Source organism: Actinomycetospora chiangmaiensis DSM 45062, assembly GCF_000379625.1.
GTDB lineage: Bacteria > Actinomycetota > Actinomycetes > Mycobacteriales > Pseudonocardiaceae > Actinomycetospora > Actinomycetospora chiangmaiensis.
The window spans coordinates 664,453-689,047 of sequence record NZ_KB903217.1; the positions used below are offsets into that span (position 1 = coordinate 664,453).

Here is a 24,595-nt window from a genome sequence, read left to right on the forward strand (position 1 = left end):
GGGAGCTCCTCGATGCTCACCGAGTTGCCCCCCGTGGCCCCCGCGACGGGAGCCGGCACCGCTGCCTGGCTCCTCGTCGCGCTGCCGGCCCTGGGTGCCGCGGTGCTCTTCCTCGGCGGTCGGCGCACCGACCGCTGGGGCCACCTGCTCGGCACCGCCACGGTGCTGGCGTCCTTCGTCTACGGCGTCGTCCTGTTCGTCTCGACGCTCGCGCTGCCGGGCGAGGAGCGGGTGCGTGACCTGCCGCTCTACGAGTGGTTCGCCTCCGGGTCGCTCTCGGTCGAGTTCGGGCTGCGCCTGGACCCGCTGTCGCTGACGTTCGTCCTGCTCATCACCGGTGTGGGGTCGTTGATCCACATCTACTCGGTGGGCTACATGGCGCACGACGAGAACCGGCGCAAGTTCTTCGCGATGCTCAACCTGTTCGTCGCGGCGATGCTCGTGCTGGTCCTCGGCAACGGCTTCCTCACCCTCTACCTCGGGTGGGAGGGCGTCGGTCTCGCCTCCTACCTGCTGATCGGCTTCTACGTGCAGCGCCCGCTCGCGGCGTCCGCGGCGAAGAAGGCGTTCCTGATGAACCGCGTCGGCGACGTCGGGCTCGCGCTCGCGATCTTCATCCTGTTCGCGCAGCTGGGCACCACGCAGTACACCGCGGTCTTCGCGCGGATCGGCGAGCTCTCGCCCGGCGCGATCACCGCGGTCGCGCTGCTGCTCCTGCTCGGCGCGTGCGGCAAGTCCGGCCAGTTCCCGCTGCAGGCCTGGCTCCCCGACGCCATGGAGGGCCCGACCCCGGTCTCCGCCCTCATCCACGCCGCGACGATGGTGACGGCGGGGGTCTACCTCGTCGCCCGCGCGCACCCGATCTACGACCTCACGCCCACCGGGCGCCTCGTCGTGACGATCGTCGGGGCGGTCACGATGCTCATCGGCGCGATCGTCGGCTGCGCCTACGACGACATCAAGAAGGTGCTGGCCTACTCCACGGTGAGCCAGATCGGCTACATGATGCTCGCCGTCGGGCTCGGGCCGATCGGCTACGCGGCCGGCCTCGCCCACCTGCTGGCCCACGGCTTCTTCAAGGCCGGGCTCTTCCTCGGCGCCGGGTCGGTGATGCACGGGATGGCCGACGAGACCGACATGCGCCGCTTCGGCGGACTGTGGCGCCACATGCCGATCACGTTCGCCACGTTCACCCTCGGCTACCTGGCCCTCATCGGCTTCCCGTTCCTGTCGGGCTTCTACTCGAAGGACCTGATCATCGAGGCCGCCCTCGGGGGCCCGCCGGAGCGCGGCTGGCTGCTCGGCGGGGCCGCGCTGCTCGCGGCCGGACTCACCGCGTTCTACATGACGCGGCTGATGCTCATGACGTTCTTCGGGCCCGAGCGGTGGCGTTCGCTCACCCCGCGCTCCGCCCCCTGGGACCCGTCGCTGGAGAGCGAGGCCGCCCCGCAGCACCCGGAGCCGGGCCACGGAGGGACACGGAGCGCAGCGGAGCTGGACCATGGAGCCGCACCCGAGCACTACCACCCGCACGAGTCGCCCGCATCGATGACGGTGCCGATGATCGTGCTGGCGATCGGCTCGGTCGGGGCCGGCGCGTTCCTCGTGATCGGCGAGCGTCTCGGCGGCTGGCTGGAGCCGGCCATCGGCCCGGTCCGCGAGGTCGAGGACACCGTCATCCCGACGGGGCTCGTCCCCGGCATCGCGTCGGTGCTCATGCTGCTCGGCGTCGGGATCGCCTACCTGACAGTGGGCCGCCGGCCGGTGCCGGTGGAGCGGCCGCAGCGGGTGTCGCTGCCGGTGCGCGCCGCGCGAGCCGACCTCTACGCCAACGCCATCAACGAGGGGGTCATCGCGCGGCCGGGCATCTGGCTCTCCCGCGCGCTGGTCTACCTCGACAACCGCGGGGTCGACGGCGCCGTCAACGGCGCCGCCGCCCTGCTCGGCGGGACGTCGGGCCGGGTCCGCCGCGCCCAGACCGGGTTCGTGCGCTCGTACGCGCTGACGATGCTGGGAGGCTCGCTCGTGCTGGTCGCGGCGTTGCTGGCGGTGGCGCTGCCGTGAGCGCCCTCGTGATCGTCCTCGTGCTGCTGCCCCTCGTGGGGGCGGCCGTGTGCGGCGCCCTGGTCAAGAACGGCCGCGACGGGGCCGCGAGGTCCGCGGGCTTCGCCGTCTCGCTCGTCGAGCTGGTGCTCGTCGCCGTCGTGTGGGGCCTGTTCGACCCGGCCGCTCCGACGCGGTTCCAGGGCCGGTCCTCCGTGGAGTGGATCCCGGCCTTCGGCGTCTCGTTCTCGCTGGGCCTCGACGGCATCGCCCTGGCGATGATCGCCCTGCTCTCGGTCCTCGTGCCCGTCGTCATCGCCTACACGTCGTTCACGTCGGCGGCGGAGCGGTTCCCCGACGGTCCCGACGGCGAGCCCCGCGGCGCGGGCGGGTTCGTCGCGCTGATGCTGTCGCTGCAGGGCGTGCTGGTGGCCCTGTTCGCGGCGACCGACGTCTTCGTCTTCTACGTGATGTTCGAGGTCATGCTCGTCCCGATGTACTTCATCATCGGGCGCTTCGGCGGGGCCCGACGGCAGTACGCCGCGGTCAAGTTCTTCCTGTACTCGTTCCTCGGCGGCCTGATCATGCTCGGCTCGGTGATCGGCCTCTACGTCGCGAGCGGCACCCGCCTCGGCGCCGCCACCTTCGACTGGGCCGAGCTGCAGCGGCTCGCGGTGCAGCTGCCGGAGTCCACGCAGATCTTCCTGTTCCTCGGGTTCTTCGCCGCGTTCGCGATCAAGGCGCCGTTGGTCCCGCTGCACACCTGGCTGCCCGACGCCGGTGCCGCGTCCCCGATCGGCGGCGGCGTCATCCTCGTCGGCGTCCTCGACAAGGTCGGCGTCTTCGGGTTCCTGCGCTACTGCCTGCCGCTCTTCCCGCTGGCGTCGCGGACCCTCGCGCCACTGGTCCTGGTCCTGTCGGTGATCGGCGTGCTCTACGGGGCGCTGCTCGCCGCGATGCAGACCGACATGAAGCGCTTCGTCTCCTACACCTCGATCGCCCACTTCGGGTTCATCGGGCTCGGGATCTTCGCGTTCAGCCAGCAGGCCCTGGCGGGCTCCGCGCTCTACATGGTCAACCACGGCATCTCCACGGCGATGCTGTTCCTCGTCGTCGGCATGCTGGCCGCCCGGGGCGGGTCGAACCGGATCGCCGACTACGGCGGGGTCGGGCGGATCGCGCCGGTGCTCGCCGGCCTGTTCCTCCTGGCGGGCCTGACGACGCTGTCGCTGCCGGGCACGAACTCGTTCGTCTCGGAGTTCCTCGTGCTCATCGGCTCCTGGCCGCGCGAGCCGGTCTACACCGTGATCGCCACCGTCGGGATCATCTTCGCGGCCCTCTACGTGCTCTGGGTCTACCAGCGCACGATGACGGGCCCGCTGCGCGGCGAGGCCGTCGTCGGCGGTGGCCCGGGCGCCGCGAGCGCGCGGGCCCTGGCCGGCGGGCCGGGCTCCGACACCGTCGACACCGACCCGCCCGACGCCGCGCGGAAGGCGCGCTTCGGGGACCTGTCCGGCCGGGAGATCGGGGTGCTCGCCCCGCTGGTGCTGCTGATCTTCCTGCTCGGGTTCTTCCCGCAGCCGGTGCTGGACGTCATCAACCCGGCGGTCTCCGCCACCATGAGCGAGGTCGGCGTCGCCGACCCGGTCGGCCCGAACGGAGTGGCCCGCTGATGGGATCCCAGTCCTTCTCCGATGCCCTCGGCGTCGACTACGGCGCCCTCGCGCCGCTGCTGATCGTGCTCGGGGGTGCGTGCGTCTCGGTGCTGATCGAGGCCGTGCTGCCGCTGGAGCGTCGCCGGCCGGCGCAGCTGGTGTTCAGCCTCGCCGTCGTGGTGGTCGCGCTCGTGGCGGTCGTCGTCCGCGCCACCAGCGGGGCCGCCGACGTGGTGGTGCTCGCCGGCTCGCTGTCCGTGGACGCCCCGGGCCTCTTCCTCTGGGGCACCCTGCTGGCCCTCGCGATCCCGTCGGTGCTGATGCTGGCCGACCGGTCCGTCGAGCCGGGCGGCGTGTTCGTCGCCGACCCCGAGGCGCTCGCCGAGGCGCAGGAGAAGGTCCTGGCCGGGGGCTCCCGCTCCCCGTCGGGGACCGGACCCGACTCCCGCGGCGCCGTGGCGCGCCGCGGCGGTGGTGGGGGCCCGGACCCGGCGACGCCGCCGGAGATGCACACCGAGATCTTCCCGCTCGTGCTGTTCGCCCTCGGCGGGATGCTCGCCTTCAGCGCCGCGAACGACCTCCTGACGATGTTCGTCGCGCTCGAGGTGCTCAGCCTGCCGCTGTACCTGCTGTGCGGGCTCGCCCGGCGTCGTCGCCTGCTCTCGCAGGAGGCGGCCGTGAAGTACTTCCTGCTCGGCGCGTTCGCGTCGGCGTTCTTCCTCTACGGCGTGGCGCTGCTCTACGGCTACGCCGGCTCCGTGCGGCTCGGCGACATCGCGGCGTCGGCCGCCGGCCCGCTGCGCTCGGACACGCTGCTGTTCGCGGGCCTGGCGCTGCTCGTCGTCGGGCTGATGTTCAAGGCCTCGGTCGGCCCGTTCCACACCTGGACGCCCGACGTCTACCAGGGCGCCCCGACCCCCGTCACCGCGTTCATGGCCGCCTGCACCAAGGTCGCCGCGTTCGGCGCGATCCTGCGCGTGTTCACGGTCGCGTTCGGCACCACGGCGCTGGAGTGGCGCGGCGTGCTGTGGGCGGTCGCGATCGCCTCCATGGTGATCGGCACGGTGCTGGGGATCACCCAGACCGACCTCAAGCGCATGGTCGCCTACTCCTCGGTGGCCCACGCCGGCTTCATCCTCATCGGCTGCCTGGCCATCACCCCGGCCGGCCTCTCCGGGACGTTGTTCTACCTGCTGGCCTACGGCTTCACGACGATCGCCATCCTCGGCCTGGTCTCGCTGGTGCGCTCCGGCGACGGCGAGGCCGGGCACCTCTCGGGCTTCGCGGGGCTCGGGCAGCGGTCGCCGGTGGTGGCCGCGGCGCTGTCGTTCTGCCTGCTCGCGCTCGCCGGGGTGCCGCTGACGAGTGGCTTCACCGCCAAGTTCGCGGTGTTCTCCGCGGGCCTCGCGGACGGGATGGCGCCGTTGGTGATCGTCGGGCTGGTGTGCAGCGCGATCGCCGCGTTCTTCTACCTGCGTGTGATCGTGCTCATGTACTTCTCCGACCCCGCTCCCGACGGGCCGACCGTCAGCCTCCCCGGACCGATGACCACGGTGGCGATCACGCTCGGCGTCGCCGTGACCTTGCTCCTGGGAGTGCTCCCGACGGCCGCCCTGGAGTGGGCCGGGGCCGGTTCTTTCCTAGGCTGAGGGCGTGAGCACGCAGAGGCCAACGCCGGTGAGCCTGATCCAGGTCGCCGGTCTCCCCATCGGTGACGAGGCCCTGGCGGCGGAGGTGTCGTCGGGCCTGGAGCAGGTGGAGGAACTCCTGCGGCGGGAGGTGCACAGCGACTACCGCTTCGTGGCGGACACGTCGCTGCACCTCATCGAGGCCGGCGGCAAGCGGTTCCGGCCGCTGCTGACCCTCCTCGCCGCCCAGCTGGCGGGCGGCACGAGCTCCGACGTGGTCGTCGCGGCCACGTCGGTGGAGCTGGTCCACCTCGCGACGCTCTACCACGACGACGTCATGGACGAGGCCGTGATGCGCCGCGGCGCCCAGAGCGCGAACGCGCGCTGGGACAACACCGTCGCCATCCTCACCGGCGACTACCTGTTCGCCCACGCCTCCCGGCTGGTGTCCCAGCTCGGCCCGGACGCGGTGCGGATCATCGCCGAGACGTTCGCCGAGCTGGTCACCGGCCAGATGCGGGAGACCCGCGGGGCCCGCGGCGACGACCCGGTCGGGCACTACATGGCGGTCATCGCCGAGAAGACCGGCTCCCTCATCGCGACGGCGGGTCGGTTCGGCGCGATGTTCGCGGGCGCGGCGCCGGAGCACGTGGAGGCGCTGCGGCGCTTCGGCGAGATCATCGGCACGGCCTTCCAGGTCTCCGACGACATCATCGACATCGCCTCGCCGTCCGGGGACTCCGGGAAGACGCCGGGCACCGACCTGCGCGAGGGCGTGGCGACGCTCCCGGTGCTCTACGCGCTCGCCGACGACGGGCCGGACGCCGACCGGCTGCGCGCCCTCGGGGTGGGGGAGAAGGAGATCACCGACGACGCGGTGGTCGCCGAGGCCCTCGACATCCTGCGGGCCTCCGACGGGCTCGCCCGCGCCCGGACGGCACTGGACGAGCAGGCCGACGCCGCCCGGGCCGAGCTCGCCGGGCTGCCCGCCGGGCCCGCCCGCGACGCGCTCGCGGCCCTGCTCGACTACACGGTCGACCGGGTCGGCTGAGCCGGGCGGGCCCCGACGGGACCCGCGGCCCGGCGTCGGGACGCGGTCCACCCGTCGACGGCGAAGACCAGCAGCGCGAGCCACACGAGCACGAAGCCGACCCACCGCGCGGGCGGCATCGGCTCGTGGTCGACGAACACGCCCCAGACGAACTGCAGCGTCGGGTTGACGTACTGCAGCAGGCCGAGGGTCGCCAGCGGGAGACGCTTCGCGCCGAAGGCGAACAGCAGCAGCGGGAGCGCCGTGACCGGGCCGGCCGCGACCAGGAGCAGGGTGTGGGCGGTGCCCTGCCCGAACGTCCCGATCCCGACGACCTGCAGCCACACCAGGTAGCCGATCGCGATCGGGCCGAGCAGGAAGCCCTCGGCGGTCAGCCCGGCGACCGGACCCAGCGGGACGCGCTTCTTCAGCAGGCCGTAGAAGCCGAAGCTGCCGGCGAGCACGAGCGCCACCCAGGGCAGCGCGCCCGTCCCGGCCCAGAGCACCGCCACGGCCACCGTCGCGATCCCGACGGCGACCCACTGGACACGCCGCAACCGCTCGCCGAGGATCACCACGGCCAGGACCACCGAGACCAGCGGGTTCACGTAGTAGCCCAGGGCGCTCTCCACGACGCGGCCGTGCGTCACGCCCCAGATGTAGACGCCCCAGTTCACCGTGATGAGCACGCTCGCGAGCGTGATCGTCAGCCAGGTCCGCGTGGTCTGCCCCCGCAGCTGCGACCAGCCCCGCACCGCGGTGAGGACCACGAGCATGCCCACGAGGGTCCACGCGATCCGGTGGGCCAGGATCTCGACCGACCCCGCCGGCGCGAGGAGCGGCCAGAACGCCGGGAAGGTGCCCCAGAGCACGTAGGCGCCGAGCGCCGCCACGAGGCCGGAGCGGGGTGGGCGGGCGGTGGGGTCGACGGCGGCGCGCTCCTCGGACACGACCCGAGCCCATCACGGGATAGGTGCGCTACGCACCTGCTATTCGCCACAGGGTGGCAGGTTCAGCGCCGCCGGCCGTCCGCGAGCGTGACGCCGGGCCGCCCGCGGCGGCTGCCTCACGTCCCCCTCGGGCGGGAGGTCCCGACGCCGAGTGCGTCCAGCACCACCGCGTGCCCCACCTCCACGGCCTCGCGCAGGACCGTCTCGTCGGTCTCGCGCTGGTCGACGTCCGGGCTCCCCGCCGGCGGGCGCAGGGCGTGCACCGTGGCGGCGCACCGGCCGCGCAGGTCCTCCTCGTCGGCCAGCTGGCGTTCGTAACGGTCCCGCCAGGCCGCGGCGGCGCCCGGGGTGCTGCGGGCCAGCACGAGGCGCGCGAGCAGGTCCCCGGACCGCCACGGCGGGCGCACCGGGTCGTCCTCCCGACGGGTGCGCAGCAGGAGCACGTGCGTCATGCCCTGGGCCAGCGGCGTCCGGTACGGCAGCGTCTCGGCGAGCCGAGCGCCATCCCGCCCGACAACGTGGCCCGCGCGCCCCCGCCCTCGATCGCCAGCGCGACCCGGTACCCGTCGTCGCGATCGCCCCGCTCACGGCGGGCCCGCAGGATCTCGATCACCGGGTGCACGTCGTCGTGTTCGGGCGTCGGCGTCGCCCGGATCGGCGGGACGGGCGCCCGCGAGGGTGACGCGGGCAGGTTCCGCGGTGGCGGGACCTGCATGGTGTGGCCCTTGCGGAAGGCCCGGAGACGACACGAGGCCGGCCCCCTCGGGAGGAGGCCGGCCTCGTCGTCGGGGGCCTACGCCTCCTGCTCCGGGGTGGGCATGACGGCCCAGGTGTCCTTGCCGGTCAGCAGCGCCTGGAGGTTGTCCCCCCGCTGCTCGGCCTGCTCCGTCGCGGCCTTCACCTGCGCGCGGGCGCCGTCGTCGTAGGTCGGGCGGTCGACCTTGCGGAAGATGCCCGTGACGGTGTGGGTGAGGTCCTGGTCCGACAGGCGCGAGAGCGCGAACGCCTGCGTCGGGTCCTGCTCGCCGGCGCGGTGGACGACGAGGGCGTCCTCGCCGACCTCGGCGACCGGCACGACCTTCAGCCCGCCGGACTCCGAGCGCACGACGCCGTACTCGCCGTCGTTGCCGAAGCGGATCGGCTCGCCGTCGACCAGCGGGATGAGCCGCTGCGCGACGTCGTCGCCCTTGCGCAGGACGTCGAACGAGCCGTCGTTGAAGATCGGGCAGTCCTGGAAGATCTCGACCAGCGACGCGCCGCGGTGGGCGGCGGCCTGACGCAGGACCTCGGTGAGTCCCTTGCGGTCGGAGTCCAGCGCGCGGCCCACGAACGTGGCCTCTGCGCCCAGGGCGAGCGAGACCGGGTTGAACGGGGCGTCGACCGAACCCATCGGGGTCGACTTGGTGACCTTGCCGACCTCGGAGGTCGGCGAGTACTGGCCCTTGGTCAGCCCGTAGATCCGGTTGTTGAACAGCAGGATCGTGATGTTCATGTTGCGGCGCAGCGCGTGGATCAGGTGGTTGCCACCGATCGAGAGCGCGTCACCGTCACCGGTGACGACCCACACCGACAGGTCCGGGCGCGACACCGCGAGCCCGGTCGCGATCGCCGGCGCGCGGCCGTGGATCGAGTGCATCCCGTAGGTGTCGAGGTAGTACGGGAACCGGCTCGAGCAGCCGATCCCGGACACGAACACGATGTTCTCGCGCTTGAGTCCGAGCTCGGGCAGGAAGGAGCGCACCGAGGCGAGCACGGCGTAGTCGCCGCAGCCCGGGCACCAGCGCACCTCCTGGTCGGAGGTGTAGTCCTTCGCCTTCTGCGGGGCGTCGGTGGTGGGCACCAGATCGAGGCCACCCAGGCCGCCGACGGCAGGGTTGGGCAGATCGATGGCGGTCATGCGGGAAGGTCCCCCTTCACGGCGTCGGTGAGGACGCCGGCGAGCTCTTCGGCCTGGAACGGCAGGCCGGCCACCTTGGTGTACGAGCGCACGTCGACCAGGTACTTCGCGCGCAGCATCATCGCGAACTGGCCGAGGTTCATCTCGGGCACGACGACACGGCGGTAGCGCGCCAGCACCTCGCCGAGGTTGCCCGGCAGCGGGTTCATGGAGCGCACGTGCGCCTGCGCCACGTTCATCCCCGCGGCCCGGACGCGGCGGCACGCCGCACCGATCGGGCCGAACGTCGAGCCCCAGCCGAGCACCAGCACCTCGGCCTCGCCCGACGGGTCGTCCACGGTGACGTCGTCGACCTCGATGCCGTCGATCTTGGCCTGGCGCAGCCGGACCATCCGGTCGTGGTTGTCGCCGTCGTAGGAGATCGACCCGCGGCCGTCGGCCTTCTCCAGCCCGCCGATGCGGTGCTCGAGACCGGCGGTACCCGGCACCGCCCACGGACGGGCGAGGGTGTCGTCGTCGCGCAGGTAGGGCCAGAACTCACCGGAGCCGTCGGGCGCGTTCGCCTCGGTGGCGAACGAGGTGGAGATGTCCGGCAGGTCGGCGACGTCGGGCACGTTCCAGGGCTCGGAACCGTTGGCGATCGCGCCGTCGGAGAGCAGGAACACCGGCGTCCGGTACTTGATCGCGATGTGCGCGGCCTCGATCGCGGCGGCGAAGCACTCGCTCGGCGAGGCCGGCGCGATGATCGGCACCGGCGCCTCGCCGTTGCGGCCGTACATCGCCTGCAGCAGGTCGGCCTGCTCGGTCTTGGTCGGCAGCCCGGTCGACGGGCCGCCGCGCTGCACGTCGAGGATCAGCAGCGGCAGCTCGAGGGCGACCGCGAGACCGATCGTCTCCGACTTCAGCGCCACACCCGGCCCGGACGTCGACGTGACCCCGAGCGCCCCGCCGAACGACGCGCCCAGCGCCGCGCCGATGCCGGCGATCTCGTCCTCGGCCTGGAAGGTGGTCACGCCCATGCCCTTGTGCTTGGAGAGCTCGTGGAGCACGTCCGAGGCCGGGGTGATCGGGTAGGTGCCGAGGAAGACCGGGAGCTTCGCGAGCTGCCCGGCGGCGACCACGCCGTAGGCCAGGGCGAGGTTGCCGGTGATCTGGCGGTACGTGCCGGTGGGCAGCGCGGCCGGGGCGACCTCGTAGGTGACGGCGAACGACTCGGTGGTCTCGCCGTAGTTCCAGCCGGTGCGGAACGCGAGGATGTTGGCCTCGGCCAGCTCCGGCTTCTTCGCGAACTTCTCGCGCAGGAACTGCTCGGTGCCCTCGGTGCCGCGGTGGTACATCCACGACAGCAGCCCGAGCGCGAACATGTTCTTCGCGCGCTCGGCGTCCTTCTTCGACATACCCGTCGGCTCGAGCGCGTTCCGGGTGATGGTCGCCATCGCGACCTGGTGCACCTGGTACGGCGCGAGCGAGTCGTCCTCGAGCGGGTTCGACTCGTAGCCGACCTTGGCCAGGTTCCGCTTCGTGAACTCGTCGGTGTTGACGATCAGGACCTGGCCGTGCGGCAGGTCCTTCAGGTTCGCCTTCAGGGCCGCCGGGTTCATCGCGACGAGGACGTCCGGCCGGTCACCCGGGGTCAGGATGTCGTAGTCGGCGAAGTGGAGCTGGAAGCTCGACACACCCGGCAGCGTCCCGGCAGGGGCGCGGATCTCGGCGGGGAAGTTCGGCAGGGTGGCGAGGTCGTTGCCGAACGCCGCGGCCTCCGAGGTGAACCGGTCCCCGGTCAGCTGCATCCCGTCGCCGGAGTCACCGGCGAAGCGGATGACGACACGGTGGGTCTGCCTGACCTCGGTCTGCCGGATCTCGCCGTGGGCCACCAGGCGGTCCGGGCGATCGGCCCCGACCTCGGTGTCAGTGCTCATCGAGCGATCCAGTCCCTTCCTCGTCCTGCGTGGCGCGCAACATCACCACGTCAAACCTCCACGCTAACCCTGTGGTGATCGGCGCAGTGGCCGGGTTCGTCACGGGTCACAGGGCTGGACCGAACAAGGAGCGACCTCACGACCGCTTCCGCATCCGCGCGAGGCCCTCCGCGAACGCCGGCGACCGCAACGACGCCAGCTGGGGGCCGACCTCCACGGTGACGGCCTCGGCGTGGTCGGTGAGCGCGGACGTCGTGCGCACCGACGCCTTCGTCGTCACCACCAGGTCCCGCGGCGCCCGGGCGGAGACCCCCGCCATGCGCAGGGCCTCCACGACGACGGGCGTGTGCCCCTGCTCGGGGAGCTCACCGGGCACCCGGCGCAGCACGAGCCCGACCCGCTCGGCGGCGGCCGCGTCCATGGCCTCCCCGCCGAGCAGCATCGCGAGGGTGGTCTGCTGGCCGACGAGGCGCTGGGTCATCCACGTCATCCCGCCGCCCGGGTGGATGCCGAGGCGCAGGAAGCCGGGCTCGAAGTGCGCGGTGTCGCCGGCCAGCCGGATGTCGGCGGCGAGCGCCATGTTGATCCCGGCCCCGACCGCGGGCCCGTCCACGGCGGCGATCGTGGGCAGCGGGCAGGCCGCGAGCCGCAGGAACCCGGCGTAGACCGCGCGGATCGCGTCCTCGCCGTCCTGCCCCGTGGTCGCCCCGACGGCGGCCAGCTCGTCGAGGTCCCCGCCCGCGCAGAACGCCGGACCACGGTCGGCCGCGCCGGTGACGACGACCGCGTGCACCCGCTCGTCGGCCTCCACCTCGTCGAGCACCGCCAGGAGCGCGTCGGAGAGGGCCCGACTCATCGCGTTGCGCCGCTTCGGATCGCGCAGGGTCAGCAGCGCGGTGACCCCGCTGCCCTCCCGCGCGCCCTCCGGCGCGATCCGCTCGAGCAGGACGTCCGGGGTGTTGTCTGCCACGGCCGCCATCCTGCCCAAGACCGTTAGCGTGCGCTCATGGCCGCGTCCCCCAGCCTGGAACTGCCCGCCGACGCCACCGTCGCTCCTCGGAACGAGAAGGCGCCGGCCGTGGGCGAGCGCATCCCCGTGCACTCCGAGGTGTGCTTCGGCTGCGCCGACCTGCCCCACGGCCTGCGGCTGGAGTCCCGGGTGGCCGACGACGAGGCGGGTGCGGCGGCGGTCCGCAGCCGCATGGTGCTGCGCCCCGACCAGCAGGGCGCCCCCGGGCTGCTCCACGGCGGGCTGCTGACCGCCGCGTTCGACGAGGTGCTCGGCTCGGTGGTCGCGCTCGTGACCCGGCCCTGCGTCACCGCGCGGCTGGAGACGGACTTCCGTGCGCCGATGCCGATCGGGTCGACGCTGTGGCTGCGGGCCCGCGTCGAGGGCCGGGCGGGCCGCAAGCTGTACGCCGCCGGGACCGCCCACCTCGACGCCGAGGACGGACCCGTCGTCGGGACCGCGCACGCGTTGTTCCTCAAGGTCGGCATGGAGCACTTCCTGCGCAACAGCCGCCCCGAGGACCTCGAGGCGCTCGGGGTCCCGGCGGAGCGGATCCGCGCCGCCCGCGCGTGAGACGGGAACGCGCGGCCGCGCCCGGTCGTTGATCCGGGCGTACGACCTCCCGGACCGGCACGAAAGGCGACGACGGTGCGCAACGGGCTCAAGACCGCCCTGCTCCTCGGAGCGCTCAGCGCGTTCATCCTGCTCATCGGCTCGTTGTTCGGGCGCGGCGGGCTCCTCATCGCCCTGCTGATCGCGCTCGGTGTGAACGGCTACTCGTACTTCTTCTCCGACCGCCTGGCCCTGCGCGCGATGCACGCCGTGCCGGTGACCGAGGCCGAGCAGCCCCAGATGTACCGCATCGTCCGCGAGCTGGCGTCGGCCGCGCACCAGCCGATGCCCCGGCTCTACGTCAGCCCCACCGAGGCGCCCAACGCCTTCGCCACGGGTCGCAACCCGCGCAACGCGGCCGTCTGCGCCACCACCGGCATCCTGCGGCTCCTCGACGAGCGCGAACTGCGCGGTGTGCTCGGCCACGAGCTCTCCCACGTCTACAACCGCGACATCCTCATCTCCTCGGTCGCGGGCGCACTCTCCAGCGTGGTCACCTACGTCGCGCTCGGTGCGCAGCTCTTCGGCGGCAACCGGAACATCCTGACGACGGTGCTGCTGGCCCTCGTGGGGCCCGTCGCCGCCGGCATCGTGCAGATGGCGGTGAGCCGCACGCGGGAGTACCAGGCCGACGCCAGCGGCGCGCGGCTCACCGGCGACCCGCTCGCGCTCGCCTCCGCGCTGCACAAGCTGGAGTACGGCACGCAGGCCGCGCCGCTGCCGCCCGAGCCGCGGCTCGTGTCGCAGTCCCACCTCATGATCGCCAACCCGTTCCGGATGGGGGAGGGCATGTCGAAGCTGTTCTCCACGCACCCGCCGATCGCCGACCGGATCGCGCGCCTGCAGCAGATGTCCCGTCACGGCTGATCCGCGACGACGTCGACGCCCACCAGGTCGGCGACGTGGAGGAACACGTCGTCGTCGAGGCCGTGGGCGTCCGGGATCCGGTCGAGGTGCTCGGTGCGCGGTGGGGCGCCGCCGGGCCGGAGCCGGTAGCGGCGCACCGCGCGGAGACGGAACGCCCGGTCGGTCGCGGCGTGGGCCCGCAGGTCGACGTCGAGGTAGACCGAGCCCTCGACGTACACCGGACGTCCTGCCTGGAGGTCCGGCCGCGGGGTCATGCCCGCGCAGTTGAGCGGGACCGACCGCCCGCCGACCACGAGCACCTCGAGGTCGCCCACCCCGTCGCCCTCGAGGGCGGAGACGGTGGTGACGTCGAGCACGCCGGAGGCGACCACGGTGCCGTACTCGTCGAGGTCCCAGAGCCGGGCGGGTCGGCAGCGGAGCCCGTCGACCTCGCTCGCGTAGATCATGGGCGTCACGTGCACGACGTCCCCGACCGCCGCGACGGGCAGCGCCCCCTCGCGAAGGTGGTGGGGGAGCAGCTGCACGGTGGTGACCTCCCGGCGGCGGGCCTCGTCCCGCGAGCTCCAGCCGCCGCACCGGTGCGCCGCGGCGGTCACGCGTCCGCCCCGTCGCGCAGGACCGACGTCGGGAGGGTGAACGGCCGATCGGCGACGAGGTCCGCGACGTACACCGCGTCCTCGGACACCTCCGCCGCGGCGGGGAAGCGGTCGAGCGGGACGCCGCCGACCGGAACGCCCGCGGTGCGCCGGTAGCGGCGCACCGCGGCCAGCCGGAAGCGCCGGCGACAGAGGGCCACCGCCTCCCCGTGCTCGGTGCCCGGATCGAGCACGGGGTCGAGGTAGAGCGACCCCTCCAGGTGGGTCGGGCCGTCGCCCTCCGGCGGCTGCGTCGCGGCCCAGTTCACGGGCGCGAGCCAGCCGCCCGCGTCGAGCACCTCGATCCGGCACGAGCAGTCACCGTGGGGGTCGAGCGCGATGGTGGCGAGGGCGCCGCGCGCGGCGACGCAGCCGAACTCGTCCACCCACCACTGGTCGGGCGGCCGCGTCCCGTGGTGGGAGACGTCGGCGTGGATCACGCCCGCGTAGATCGCCGGCGCCACGTCCAGCCGGTCCCCGACCCGGGGCCGTCCGAGCTCCCCGCCCGCCAGCAGGTGCGGCAGCAGCTGCACGGCCGTCGCCCCCGGCATCCGCGGCCGGACGGCCCGTCCGGCCGTCGGTCCCGTCCTGCGTCGCGTGCCCATCGCGCCTCCCGCTCTCGTCCTCGGGGGCTTGGACTGCGGCCGGCGCCGATCGGTTCCACCTTTCTCCCGCGACCTTCCCGACGGCGGGTCGTCCCTCCGTGTCGGGCCGACGCTTCCCCCGCCCGCGGGACGGGAACCGGACGACCATGACCGCTCCCTACGGCCCGCACGGCTCGAGCCTCCGGGACCTGCCCCGGCTCCGCCGCACCCGTCGTCGTCGGGAGTCGAGCTGGGACCGGACCGGCGGCAACGACGACCGTGCGCACGTCCGGGCCGGGGAGTCGGTGACGCTGCTCGACGTCGACGGGGCCGGCGTGGTGACCCACCTCTGGGTCACCGTGAACGGACCGCGGCGGCGCCGCGCGGAGCTCCTGCGCCGGCTGACCATCCGCATGTGGTGGGACGGCGAGGAGTCGCCGAGCGTGGCGGCGCCGCTCGGGGACTTCTTCGGCGTCGGCCACGGCCGCACCACGAACTTCGTCTCCGCGCCCCTGCAGATGAGCCCGCAGGACGGCCGGGCGCTGAACTGCTGGTTCGCCATGCCGTTCGCGGACGGCGCCCGCATCGAGATCGAGAACGAGGCGCCCGGCGAGGTCTGGGTCTACTCCTACGTCGACCACGAGGAGCTCGACGAGGTGGGTCCGGAGATCGGCCGGTTCCACGCGCAGTTCCGCCGCGAGCGCACGGTGGGCGTCCGGCCCGGCCTCTCCAACGCCCGCTACCAGTTCGGCGGCACGAACCTGACGGGCGATGACAACTACACGATCCTGGAGGCGCGCGGGCACGGGCACTACGTCGGCTGCGTACTCACCGTGCGACCCCGTCGGCGGCGGCGCTGGAACTGGTACGGCGAGGGCGACGACATGATCTTCGTCGACCAGGAACCCGGGGACTGGCCGCCGACGCTGCACGGGACGGGCACCGAGGACTACGTCAACACCGCCTGGTGCCCGACGCAGACCTACTCGGCGCCGTACCACGGGGTGACGCTGCCGGGCGGCCGGAACTGGCGCGGACCGGTCTCGCTCTACCGGTTCCACATCGAGGACCCCGTCGTGTTCGAGCGCAGCGTCCGCGTGACGATCGAGCACGGCCACGCCAACCGGCGCAGCGACGACTGGTCGTCGGTCGCCTACTGGTACCAGGCCGAGCCGCACGTCCCGTTCGACCTCCCGCCCCTCGCGGAGCGCCTGCCGTGACCGGCCACTGGGTCTGGGTCGTCGGCCCCGACTGCTATCTCGACGACGACGGGCGCGAGCACCCGAAGCTCGCTCCGGGCGCTCCCGCGATGCGGTGGGCCTGCCACCGCGACACGCGCCCGGGCGATCTCGCCGTCCTCTACCGCTCGCAGCGCGCCAAGGATCTCGCCTACCTGTTGCGGGCCACGTCGGAGCCCGTGTACGAGCCGGGCCCGCGGCCGTGGAACTGCGCGGCGGAGGTCGTGCGGCGGCTCGAGCCGCCGATCCCGATCGCGGACCTCCGGGCCGATCCCGTCGTCGCGGGCTGGTCCGCCCTGCGCGCCTCGTTCGTGCGCACGGGCGCTCCGGTGCCGGACGACGTGTGGGAGCGCCTCATGGCGATGGTCGCGTGACCGACCGGGTGCGCCTGTCGAAGCGCATGTCCCGCGTCCTGCGTCACGACCCGGCGCGGCTCGGGCTCGCGCTCGACGACGAGGGCTGGACCCCGGTCGACGCGCTGGTCGCGGCCCTCGGCGTGACGAGGGCCGCGGTGGAGGACGTCGTCCGGAACGGGACCAAGCAGCGCTACGAGCTCGACGGCGACCGCATCCGCGCCCGGTACGGCCACTCCCTGCCCGGGCGGGTGGAGCTGCCCGCTGCGGACCCGCCGGCCGTCCTGTTCCACGGCACCTCCCCGACGACGGCGGCGGCGATCACCCGGGAGGGGCTGCGGCCGATGGGCCGGCAGTTCGTGCACCTGTCGGCCGACGAGGAGACCGCCCGTCGGGTCGGCGCCCGCCACGGCGGACGCCCGGTGGTCCTGCGCGTGGACGCCGCGGCCGCGGCCGCGAACGGGGTCGTCTTCCGGCACGGGAACGACGACACCTGGCTCGCCGACGCGATCGGGCCGGCGTTCCTCAGCCGACCCTGAGCACCGCGGGCGACACCGCCTGCGCCGGCGCGTACCGGACCGCGCCCCGGACGGCTGTCACCAGCGGCCAGACCCCCATGATCACGACCGTGACGCGTTCGGACAGCCCGTAGGCGGGGCCGCCGGTGACCAGCTGCACGGTGAACCACGCGAGCAGCAGCGCCATCACACCCACGGCCACCAGCGGAGCCCGCCGCAGCGCGGGACCCGTCGTCGGGACCCTCACCAGGGCGAGCGGCCAGGTCGCGAAGCCCACCCAGGCCAGCCCGCCCGCGACCATGTGCGGCCACGACGTGCCGTGGGCGGGCTGCGGGAAGAGCGCGGCGAGCGCGAGGAACGCCCCACCGGCGCCGAGCAGGACGCGACCGACGGGCGGCACCTCCCGCAGGCGCGCCGCGACCGCCACGTAGGTCAGTCCCACGGCCAGCACCGTCGTCGTCATGATCCAGCGGTCGGTCGCCCCGAGGCTCTCGAGGGCGCTCAGCGACATCGCGAGCGGGTCCGCGGTCGGCTGCGCGGCCTGCGCGGCGACGAGCCCGACGGGGAACACGACGAGCGGGAGCAGGGTCAGCACCACCGTCGTGCCGGCCGAGGCCCCGAGCGGCCGCGCCCCGAGGGCGACGCGGACCGGCCAGAGGGTCTGCACGAGCAGCATCGTCCGTTCCGCCGCACCGAGCCACGTGCCGTCGGTCCAGGCCTGGGCGCAGAGCCACGCGACGGTCGCGGTCATGACGCCGACCATCACGCACGAGCCGACCCGGAGGTGCGGCGCGCGGAGCAGGCCCAGCGGCCAGAGCGTGAAGGCGGCGCTGGCGATCCCCATCGCCGTCATGTGGATCGCCGAGCTCCCGTGCGCGGGCTGCGGGGCCAGGGCGACGACGACGATCGCGACCGCCCCCGTCCCGAGCACCCACCGGCCCGGCCGCGGCGCGCGCAGGGTCGCCGCGACGGCCAGGTAGAGCAGGCCGAGCAGGAGCAGGCAGGAGGTCATCACCCAGCGCTCGTCCGCGCCACGGCCCGCGAGCGTGCTCACCGTCTGCCGCACCGGCTCGTACCCGCCGGGCCGCTGCACCGCCTGGGCGAGCAGGACCCCGACCACCAGCACCACGGGCGCGGTCGCGGCGAGGAGGAGCACCAGCGGATCGCGCAGGCGGTGATCGATCACGGCGCGAGCTACCCAACCGCGCCCCGGCGGGACACGCGGGCGACCCGGACGGGGGAACGCGTCAGCCCACGCGTGGCAGGTCGATCTCCGCGACCCCCGTCCCGACGGCCCGCAGGATCTCCTCCGCCACGTGCTCGGCGGTGTCGGCCGCGGGCGGGGACCGGTGGGCGTCGGCCCCGGCCTGCAGGACCTCGTGGAACTCCGAGGCGGTGTAGGTCGGGAGCACCGTCGAGACGGCGATGCCGTCGTCGGCGAACTCGGCGCGGGCGACCGCCGACAGCATGTTGAGCGCACTCTTCGTCGCCGCGTAGGCCCCCAGCCCGGGGATCGTCCGGCGGGACGTCCCCGAGCTGATGTTGACGATGCTGCCCCCGCCCCGGGCCCGCATCGACGGCAGGACGGCCTGCATCATCGCGAGGGCGGCCCCGACGTTGAGGTCGAGCACCGCGGCGTAGTCGTCCGGGTCGACCTCCGCGAGCGGCACGTGCAGCCCGCGCCCGGCGTTGTTGACGAGCACGTCGACCCCGCCGAGGCGCTCGGTCGCGGCCGCGACGATCCGGGCCCGGTCCGCCGCGACGGTGACGTCCGCGGTCACCGCGAGGGCCCCGTCGAGCTCCGCCGCCAGGGCGGCCAGCCGCTCCTCCCGCCGGGCGGCGAGGACGACCCGCGCGCCGCGGGCGTGGGCGAGCCGGGCGGTGGCCTCCCCGATGCCCGACGAGGCTCCGGTGACGACGACGACGCGATCGGTGATGTCCATGTCCCGGGCATGCCCGACGACGGGCCGGGTCTCACGTCCCGACGTGCTCGTCCCACCAGTCGGCGACCTGCTGCCGGTGCACCAACGAGACCTCGGGCTGCGCCGTGACCCACGCCAGGAAGTCCCGCACCGCGACCGCCCGGGCGGCCTGGCCGCTCCATCGCGGGTGCAGCCCGACGCTGAGCAGGCGTGCGCCGGCGCCGTGGCGGGCCTCGTCGAGCAGGAGCTCCACCGCGCCGATGAGCGACTCGGCGAAGTGGCGGGGCGTCGCGTACGTCGGCGGCAGGAAGTACCGCGTGTCGTTGTGGACCTTGGAGTACGGCACGACGAGCCACGGCCGCCCGTCGACCTCGACGCGGTAGGGGAGCTCGTCGTTCACCGCGTCGCTGTCGTAACGCAGCTCCGGGTGCGCCGCCGCCAGCCGCCGGGTCCGCGTCGACGGGAACGACCGCACGTACCAGCCGCGGACCGGTCGGCCGACCAGCTCGGGGAGCACCCGCATCGCGTGCTCGAGGTCGGCCCGCTCCTGCTCCTCGGTCATCTGCGTGACCTCGGCCCAGCGGTAGCCGTGCCCCAGCACGTCGTGGTCGCTCGCGCGCAGCCACGCCGCGAACGGCGGGTTGCGCTCCAGCGCCCGCGCGCACACGCCGAAGGTCACGGCGGCGTCGAAGTGTTCGACGAGCCGGACGAGCCGCCAGATGCCGACGCGGGACCCGAACTCGTAGTGCCCCTCGGTCCCGAGGTCGCGCACCGCCGGGTCGATCGGCAGCCCGTACTCGCCCCAGGAGTCGTTGCCCTCGTCGTCCTCCCAGGAGGCCTCCGCGCCCTCCTCGACGTTCACGACGACGTTGACGGCGACCAGCGAGCCGTCCGGCCACCGCTCGAGCGGGGCGGTGGGCCCGTACCCGACGAAGTCCCGCACCGGCCCGGTTACGCCGCCCCGGCGCGGCGGGCGACGTCCATGACGTACTCGCCGTAGCGGGACTTGCCCTGGGCGCGGCCGAGTTCGAAGCAGGCCTCGGGGGTGATCCAGCCCTCGCGCAGGGCGAGTTCCTCGAGGCAGGCGATGCGCACACCCTGGCGGTGCTCGAGCACGGAGATGTACTGGCCGGCCTCGATGAGCGATTCGTGGGTGCCGGTGTCGAGCCAGGCGAAGCCGCGGCCGAGGTCGATCAGGCGGGCGTCGCCGCGGTGCATGTAGGCGAGGTTGAGGTCGGTGATCTCGAGCTCGCCGCGCGCGGAGGGGGTCAGGGTCCGGGCGAGGGAGACGACGTCGTTGTCGTAGAGGTAGAGCCCGGTGATGGCCCGGTTGCTCCTGGGCTTCACTGGCTTCTCCTCGATGGAGATCAGCCGGCCGTCGGTGTCGGCCTCGCCGACGCCGTAGCGCTCGGGGTCGCCGACCGGGTAGCCGAACAGGGTGGCGCCCTTGTCGGCCTCGACCTGGGCGACGGCGCGCTGCAGGATCGTCGAGAAGCCCTGGCCGTGGAAGATGTTGTCGCCCAGGACGAGGGCGGCGGTGTCGTCGCCGATGTGGTCGGCGCCGATGAGGAAGGCCTCGGCCAGGCCGTTGGGTTCGGCCTGCTCGGCGTAGGAGAAGCGCACCCCCCACTCGGAGCCGTCACCGAGCAGACGCCGGAAGGCCGGCAGGTCGACGGGGGTGGAGATGATCAGGATGTCCCGGACCCCGGCGATCATGAGCACCGAGATCGGGTAGTAGATCATCGGTTTGTCGTAGACCGGCAGGAGCTGCTTCGAGACCGCCCGGGTGACCGGGTGCAGTCGGGTGCCGCTTCCCCCGGCGAGCACGATTCCCTTCACCGGGGGGACTCTAGATGGCGCATCCGCCGTCACTCCTTCGAGTGCCCCGGGTCAACGTGCGATAACGATCCGGTCGCGGCATCCGACACCCCGGTCACGAGCGCATCGCTCACGACAACCACCCAGCGCACCTCCCGGGGGACACCTGTGTCTGCACACCGCCGCACCCGTCGTGCCCGTCCCGTCGTCGGACGGGTCGCCCTCGTCGGGGTCGCGCTCGCCGGCCTGTCCGCCGCCCCCGCGGCCACCGCGGCCGTCTCGGCGCCGCTGCCCGCCGCTCCGCTCGCGGCACCGGTCCACGACGACGACGTCCTCTGGTACGGCCTGCTCTCCGCCGCCGCGCTCGCGGGCGCGGCCGGGGCGCACCAGCTCGTCGGCCGCCCGCGCCGCGCCTGACGGCGGTTCCCCGGGCGGCGCGGTCCCGGGGAACCGCCCGTCTCACGCCGGGAAGGGCACGAGCTCCTCGCGGTGGTGGAACGGGTACGGCACCGGCCCGGCCTGTGCGGCCCGGGCCGCCAGGATCTCCGCGTACTGCGTGCGGGGGTCGACCACGCCGTACTGCGCCCGGGCCTCCGCCGGCTCCCGGACCACGGGGTTCACCGGCACCTGCCCGCGCAGCACGGGCTCGAGGACCGGCACGGTCCGCGGGCTCGCGAGCCGCAGCGCCCACAGCTCGACGTGCCTGCTGGCCGCCGCCAGCCGGACCACGGGGCGGGTCAGGGCGATCGCGACGCGGTCGGTGAGCCCGGACTGCCCGGTGGCGCCGAGCTTGCGCATCCAGCGGGGCATCGTCGCGATGACGGCGCGCCGGACGACGGCGTTGAAGACGAACCGCAGCACCGCGGGCATCTTCTCGGGCAGCACCACGGTGTTCGCGTCGAGCAGGAAGTCCATCATGTCCTGCGCGACCTCGGAGCCGACCAGCCGCGGCCGGTAGGCGGCGAAGTAGGCGCGGATGCCCTCGCGGCTGCGGGGCACGTCGGCGGGGTCGATGGTCTGGAACTCGGCGGCCCGCGCGCACTCCTCCCAGTACTGCGCCTCCTCCGTGGCGCTCAGCTTTCCGGGCCCGAACACCTCATAGGTGTAGAGGATCGAGTGCCACGCGGTGAGGTGGATCCACAGCTGGGACGCCGGGTCGTTGGCGTCGTAGGTCCCGCCGGTCACGGGGTCGTGCCCGATCGCCCGTGAGTGAATCTTCACGAGGGTGTCCGAGGCCCGCAGGACCGACTCGGCGTCGCCGAACTTCACGGTCGCGAAGTACTGCATCGTCCGGTCGTAGCGCAGCTTCGGACGTGCCTTGACCTGCCCGGACTGGTCGACGGACGCGACCAGGTGGGGGTCGAGCTCCTCGATGACGACGGCCCGGAGGAACCCGAGCACGATCGAGGTCGGGTAGCCCCAGACCTTCCACGTCACCGACTCCGGTCCGAAGAACCCGTAGTCCTGCTGCCGTCGAGCCACCGCGCCCACCTCCGTCGCTGAGTACGTGCGACGCAAGGTAATACCGAACACCGAGTAACCGCTACCCCCGGTAAGAGGTACATGCTGTTCTCCGTGACGGAATCGGGGTCGACACCCACCTGGTCGCGGCCGTGCCGACCCACCCGACGTCGGGCGGCGCGACGGCGACGCCGATCCTGCTCGGTCGGTGGGCGGACCCGGCCTACGCTCCGCGGGGAGTCCGGTGCCGATGTCGAGAACGCGCCGGCGGCTCCGTCCCCGGGGTGCGAGCGGCCGGGACGGGCCGCGGCACGACGGAGGAGAACGCCATGAAGTACCTGCTGCTCAAGCACTACCGCGGCGGTCCGGCCCCGGTGCACGGCCGGCCGGAGATGGACCGCTGGACCCCGGCCGAGGTCGACGCGCACATGCAGTACATGAACGACTTCGCGGACCGTCTCCGGGAGACCGGCGAGTTCGTGGACAGCCAGGCCCTCGCCGAGCGGGGCGCCTTCGTGCGCGCCGACGGCCCCGGACGCCCGCCGGTGACCGACGGCCCGTTCGCGGAGACCAAGGACCTCGTCGCCGGGTGGATGGTCATCGACGTCGAGTCGTGGGAGCGGGCGGTCGAGCTCGCCGGCGAGCTGTCGGCCGCCCCGGGGGCCGGGGGCGAGGCGATCGACGAGTGGCTCGAGGTCCGGCCGTTCCTCACCGGCGTCCCGGGGCAGGAGTGAACGAGTCCCTGCTGCGCGAGCTCGTCCCCGCGGTGATCGGCGTCCTCGTGCGGCGCGGCGCGGACTTCGCGTCGGCCGAGGACGCCGTGCAGGAGGCGCTGATCCGGGCGCTCGACACGTGGCCGGACGACCCGCCGCGGGACCCGCGGGCGTGGCTGGTGGCCACCGCGTGGCGCCGGTTCCTCGACGCGGTGCGGTCCGAGTCCGCGCGCCGCGACCGGGAGGACGCGGTGGAGGCCGAGCCGCCCGCCGCGCCGGTGTCGGGCGCCGACGACACGCTGCGGCTGTACTTCCTCTGCGCGCACCCGACGCTGCCGTCGGCCGCCGCCGTCGCGCTGACGCTGCGAGCGGTCGGCGGTCTGACCACGCGCCAGATCGCGGCGGCCCACCTCGTCCCCGAGGCCACGATGGCGCAGCGCATCAGCCGGGCGAAGGCGAAGCTCGCGGGCCTGCCGCTCGACCGGCCCGGGGACCTCGCGACCGTGCTGCGGGTGCTCTACCTCGTGTTCAACGAGGGGTACGGCGGCGAGGTCGACCTGGCGGCGGAGGCGATCCGGCTGACCCGCCAGCTCGCCGCGCTGACCGACGATCCCGAGGTCGCCGGGCTGCTGGCCCTCATGCTGCTCCACCACGCGCGGCGGGCGTCGCGGACGGGGCCCGGAGGACGGCTGGTGCCGCTCGCCGAGCAGGACCGGACCCGGTGGGACACCGCGCTGATCACGGAGGGGGTGGCCGTCCTGCAGGGCGCGCTCGCCCGCGACCGGCTCGGCGAGTACCAGGCCCAGGCCGCGATCGCGGCGCTGCACGCGGACGCCCCGACCGCCGCGGAGACGGACTGGCCGCAGATCGTCGGGTGGTACGACGAGCTGCTCGCGCTCACCGACACGCCCGTGGTCCGGCTCAACCGGGCCGTCGCGGTGGGTGAGGCGGACGGTGCCCACGCGGGGCTGGCGGCGCTGGCCGAGGTCCCGGACGACGTCCCCCGGCGCACCGCGGCGCTCGCCCACCTGCGGATGCGGGCCGGCGACCTCGACGAGGCCGCGGAGCTCTACGCCGCGGCCGCCCGCGCGGCGGGCAGCGTCCCCGAACGGGACCACCTCACCCGGCAGGCCGCCCGCCTGCGGGCGGCGACCCGTCGTCGGGAAGGGCTCAGCGGTAGTTCGTGAACTGCAGGGCGATCCCGAAGTCCTGGCCCTTGAGCAGCGAGATCACGGCCTGCAGGTCGTCCTTCTTCTTCCCGGTGACGCGCAGCTGGTCGTCCTGGATCTGGGCCTGGATGCCCTTCGGGCCCTCGTCGCGGATCACCTTCGTGATCTCCTTGCCCTTCTCCTTGGAGATGCCCTGCACGAGGCTGCCGGTGACCCTGTAGGTCTTGCCGGAGACGGCCGGCTCGCCCACGTCGAACGCCTTGAGCGAGATGTCGCGCCGGACGAGCTTCTCCTTGAACACGTCGATGGCCGCCGTGCAGCGCTCCTCGGTCTCCGACGCGATGGTGATGGCCTCGTCGCCGGCCCAGGCGATCGAGGTGCCCGTACCGCGGAAGTCGTAGCGCTGGGAGAGCTCCTTGGCGGCCTGGTTGAGCGCGTTGTCGACCTCCTGGCGGTCCACCTTGCTCACGACGTCGAACGACGGGTTCGCCATCCGGGGCTCCTCCTCGGGTCTGCGATGACGGCGGGTCGGGTCCGGTCTACACCCACCCCCCGGGTGCGCCCCAGGGGCGCA

The 24,595-nt window shown here is 73.6% G+C and carries 26 protein-coding genes; 12 read left to right on the forward strand and 14 right to left on the reverse strand.

Annotated elements, in window-relative coordinates; genetic code table 11:
- The first annotated feature begins 12 nt into the window (after window positions 1-12).
- From nuoL to A3CO_RS0103410, 4 genes are read left to right on the forward strand one after another with little or no spacing between them, the layout of a single operon-like run.
- Complete coding sequence (gene nuoL / locus A3CO_RS0103395) at window positions 13-2,064, forward strand: NADH-quinone oxidoreductase subunit L (protein WP_018330825.1); 2,052 nt, start codon at window positions 13-15, stop codon at window positions 2,062-2,064.
- Complete coding sequence (locus A3CO_RS0103400) at window positions 2,061-3,716, forward strand: NADH-quinone oxidoreductase subunit M (RefSeq protein ID WP_018330826.1); 1,656 nt, start codon at window positions 2,061-2,063, stop codon at window positions 3,714-3,716. Before nuoL ends, A3CO_RS0103400 begins: the two co-directional genes overlap by 4 nt.
- A complete protein-coding gene (nuoN, locus tag A3CO_RS0103405) occupies window positions 3,716-5,347 on the forward strand; it encodes an NADH-quinone oxidoreductase subunit NuoN (protein ID WP_018330827.1) in 1,632 nt (543 codons plus the stop codon). Before A3CO_RS0103400 ends, nuoN begins: the two co-directional genes overlap by 1 nt.
- A gap of 4 nt (window positions 5,348-5,351) precedes the next feature.
- Complete coding sequence (locus A3CO_RS0103410) at window positions 5,352-6,377, forward strand: polyprenyl synthetase family protein (RefSeq protein ID WP_051085804.1); 1,026 nt, start codon at window positions 5,352-5,354, stop codon at window positions 6,375-6,377.
- Here A3CO_RS0103410 and rarD read toward each other — a convergent pair.
- The 6 genes from rarD to A3CO_RS0103440 form a co-directional block, all read right to left on the reverse strand.
- Window positions 6,353-7,306, reverse strand: coding sequence for an EamA family transporter RarD (rarD, locus tag A3CO_RS0103415; RefSeq protein ID WP_018330829.1), 954 nt, complete (start codon window positions 7,304-7,306; stop codon window positions 6,353-6,355). The two genes, A3CO_RS0103410 and rarD, sit on opposite strands and share 25 nt — an antisense overlap.
- A gap of 116 nt (window positions 7,307-7,422) precedes the next feature.
- The gene (locus A3CO_RS0103420; RefSeq protein WP_018330830.1) at window positions 7,423-7,758 is read right to left on the reverse strand and encodes a hypothetical protein; all 336 of its coding nucleotides are present in this window, start codon (window positions 7,756-7,758) and stop codon (window positions 7,423-7,425) included.
- Entirely contained in the window at window positions 7,755-8,021 is a 267-nt protein-coding gene (locus A3CO_RS0103425; protein WP_018330831.1) for a hypothetical protein, read from the reverse strand. The genes A3CO_RS0103420 and A3CO_RS0103425 overlap by 4 nt, the downstream gene beginning before the upstream one ends.
- Before the next feature lie 78 nt (window positions 8,022-8,099).
- The gene (locus A3CO_RS0103430) at window positions 8,100-9,203 is read right to left on the reverse strand and encodes a 2-oxoacid:ferredoxin oxidoreductase subunit beta (RefSeq protein ID WP_018330832.1); all 1,104 of its coding nucleotides are present in this window, start codon (window positions 9,201-9,203) and stop codon (window positions 8,100-8,102) included.
- Window positions 9,200-11,122 carry a 2-oxoacid:acceptor oxidoreductase subunit alpha gene (locus A3CO_RS0103435; protein ID WP_018330833.1) on the reverse strand — a complete coding sequence of 641 codons (1,923 nt, stop codon included), beginning with the start codon at window positions 11,120-11,122 and terminating at the stop codon, window positions 9,200-9,202. The genes A3CO_RS0103430 and A3CO_RS0103435 overlap by 4 nt, the downstream gene beginning before the upstream one ends.
- Window positions 11,123-11,258: 136 nt before the next feature.
- Window positions 11,259-12,101 (reverse strand): enoyl-CoA hydratase-related protein, encoded by an 843-nt coding sequence (locus A3CO_RS0103440; protein WP_018330834.1) that lies wholly within the window; start codon window positions 12,099-12,101, stop codon window positions 11,259-11,261.
- A gap of 27 nt (window positions 12,102-12,128) precedes the next feature.
- On the opposite strand from A3CO_RS0103440, the gene A3CO_RS0103445 reads away from it, so the two are divergent.
- Window positions 12,129-12,704 carry a PaaI family thioesterase gene (locus A3CO_RS0103445; RefSeq protein ID WP_018330835.1) on the forward strand — a complete coding sequence of 192 codons (576 nt, stop codon included), beginning with the start codon at window positions 12,129-12,131 and terminating at the stop codon, window positions 12,702-12,704.
- 75 nt (window positions 12,705-12,779) lie between these two features.
- On the forward strand, window positions 12,780-13,610 hold the full coding sequence (gene htpX / locus A3CO_RS0103450) for a zinc metalloprotease HtpX (protein WP_018330836.1): 831 nt from the start codon (window positions 12,780-12,782) through the stop codon (window positions 13,608-13,610).
- Here the strand turns inward: htpX and A3CO_RS0103455 are convergent.
- Both A3CO_RS0103455 and A3CO_RS0103460 read right to left on the reverse strand, forming a co-directional pair.
- On the reverse strand, window positions 13,601-14,206 hold the full coding sequence (locus A3CO_RS0103455) for a hypothetical protein (RefSeq protein ID WP_018330837.1): 606 nt from the start codon (window positions 14,204-14,206) through the stop codon (window positions 13,601-13,603). The genes htpX and A3CO_RS0103455 overlap by 10 nt on opposite strands.
- Window positions 14,203-14,850, reverse strand: a complete 648-nt coding sequence (locus A3CO_RS0103460) for a hypothetical protein (RefSeq protein ID WP_026204250.1) — start codon at window positions 14,848-14,850, stop codon at window positions 14,203-14,205. Before A3CO_RS0103460 ends, A3CO_RS0103455 begins: the two co-directional genes overlap by 4 nt.
- Window positions 14,851-14,996: 146 nt before the next feature.
- Between A3CO_RS0103460 and A3CO_RS0103465 the strand changes: the two genes are divergently transcribed.
- The 3 genes from A3CO_RS0103465 to A3CO_RS0103475 are packed head-to-tail and all read left to right on the forward strand — an operon-like array spanning window position 14,997 to window position 16,959.
- Window positions 14,997-16,049 carry a glycoside hydrolase family 172 protein gene (locus tag A3CO_RS0103465; protein ID WP_018330839.1) on the forward strand — a complete coding sequence of 351 codons (1,053 nt, stop codon included), beginning with the start codon at window positions 14,997-14,999 and terminating at the stop codon, window positions 16,047-16,049.
- Window positions 16,046-16,441, forward strand: a complete 396-nt coding sequence (locus tag A3CO_RS0103470; RefSeq protein WP_018330840.1) for an EVE domain-containing protein — start codon at window positions 16,046-16,048, stop codon at window positions 16,439-16,441. Before A3CO_RS0103465 ends, A3CO_RS0103470 begins: the two co-directional genes overlap by 4 nt.
- Window positions 16,438-16,959 carry an RNA 2'-phosphotransferase gene (locus tag A3CO_RS0103475; RefSeq protein WP_018330841.1) on the forward strand — a complete coding sequence of 174 codons (522 nt, stop codon included), beginning with the start codon at window positions 16,438-16,440 and terminating at the stop codon, window positions 16,957-16,959. The genes A3CO_RS0103470 and A3CO_RS0103475 overlap by 4 nt, the downstream gene beginning before the upstream one ends.
- Here A3CO_RS0103475 and A3CO_RS35265 read toward each other — a convergent pair.
- The 4 genes from A3CO_RS35265 to rfbA all read right to left on the reverse strand — a co-directional run bounded on the left by A3CO_RS35265 (window position 16,946) and on the right by rfbA (window position 20,699).
- Window positions 16,946-18,124, reverse strand: a complete 1,179-nt coding sequence (locus A3CO_RS35265) for a DUF998 domain-containing protein (RefSeq protein ID WP_018330842.1) — start codon at window positions 18,122-18,124, stop codon at window positions 16,946-16,948. The genes A3CO_RS0103475 and A3CO_RS35265 overlap by 14 nt on opposite strands.
- Before the next feature lie 61 nt (window positions 18,125-18,185).
- Window positions 18,186-18,881: an SDR family NAD(P)-dependent oxidoreductase gene (locus A3CO_RS0103485; protein WP_018330843.1), complete on the reverse strand. Its 696-nt coding sequence runs from the start codon at window positions 18,879-18,881 to the stop codon at window positions 18,186-18,188.
- A 31-nt stretch (window positions 18,882-18,912) separates the two neighbouring features.
- Window positions 18,913-19,803 (reverse strand): polysaccharide deacetylase family protein, encoded by an 891-nt coding sequence (locus A3CO_RS0103490; protein ID WP_018330844.1) that lies wholly within the window; start codon window positions 19,801-19,803, stop codon window positions 18,913-18,915.
- 8 nt (window positions 19,804-19,811) lie between these two features.
- Window positions 19,812-20,699, reverse strand: a complete 888-nt coding sequence (gene rfbA, locus A3CO_RS0103495) for a glucose-1-phosphate thymidylyltransferase RfbA (RefSeq protein ID WP_018330845.1) — start codon at window positions 20,697-20,699, stop codon at window positions 19,812-19,814.
- A gap of 147 nt (window positions 20,700-20,846) precedes the next feature.
- Here rfbA and A3CO_RS0103500 point away from each other — a divergent pair, with 147 nt between their 5' ends.
- On the forward strand, window positions 20,847-21,095 hold the full coding sequence (locus tag A3CO_RS0103500; protein WP_018330846.1) for a hypothetical protein: 249 nt from the start codon (window positions 20,847-20,849) through the stop codon (window positions 21,093-21,095).
- A 42-nt stretch (window positions 21,096-21,137) separates the two neighbouring features.
- On the opposite strand, the gene A3CO_RS0103505 is transcribed toward A3CO_RS0103500, so the two are convergent.
- On the reverse strand, window positions 21,138-22,160 hold the full coding sequence (locus tag A3CO_RS0103505; protein WP_157646951.1) for an oxygenase MpaB family protein: 1,023 nt from the start codon (window positions 22,158-22,160) through the stop codon (window positions 21,138-21,140).
- A 308-nt stretch (window positions 22,161-22,468) separates the two neighbouring features.
- Between A3CO_RS0103505 and A3CO_RS0103510 the strand changes: the two genes are divergently transcribed.
- Together A3CO_RS0103510 and A3CO_RS0103515 are read left to right on the forward strand one after the other, a co-directional pair.
- Window positions 22,469-22,873 carry a YciI family protein gene (locus A3CO_RS0103510; RefSeq protein ID WP_026204251.1) on the forward strand — a complete coding sequence of 135 codons (405 nt, stop codon included), beginning with the start codon at window positions 22,469-22,471 and terminating at the stop codon, window positions 22,871-22,873.
- The gene (locus A3CO_RS0103515) at window positions 22,870-24,039 is read left to right on the forward strand and encodes an RNA polymerase sigma factor (protein ID WP_018330849.1); all 1,170 of its coding nucleotides are present in this window, start codon (window positions 22,870-22,872) and stop codon (window positions 24,037-24,039) included. Before A3CO_RS0103510 ends, A3CO_RS0103515 begins: the two co-directional genes overlap by 4 nt.
- Here A3CO_RS0103515 and A3CO_RS0103520 read toward each other — a convergent pair.
- A complete protein-coding gene (locus A3CO_RS0103520; RefSeq protein WP_018330850.1) occupies window positions 24,023-24,514 on the reverse strand; it encodes a YajQ family cyclic di-GMP-binding protein in 492 nt (163 codons plus the stop codon). The two genes, A3CO_RS0103515 and A3CO_RS0103520, sit on opposite strands and share 17 nt — an antisense overlap.
- Window positions 24,515-24,595: the final 81 nt, after the last annotated feature.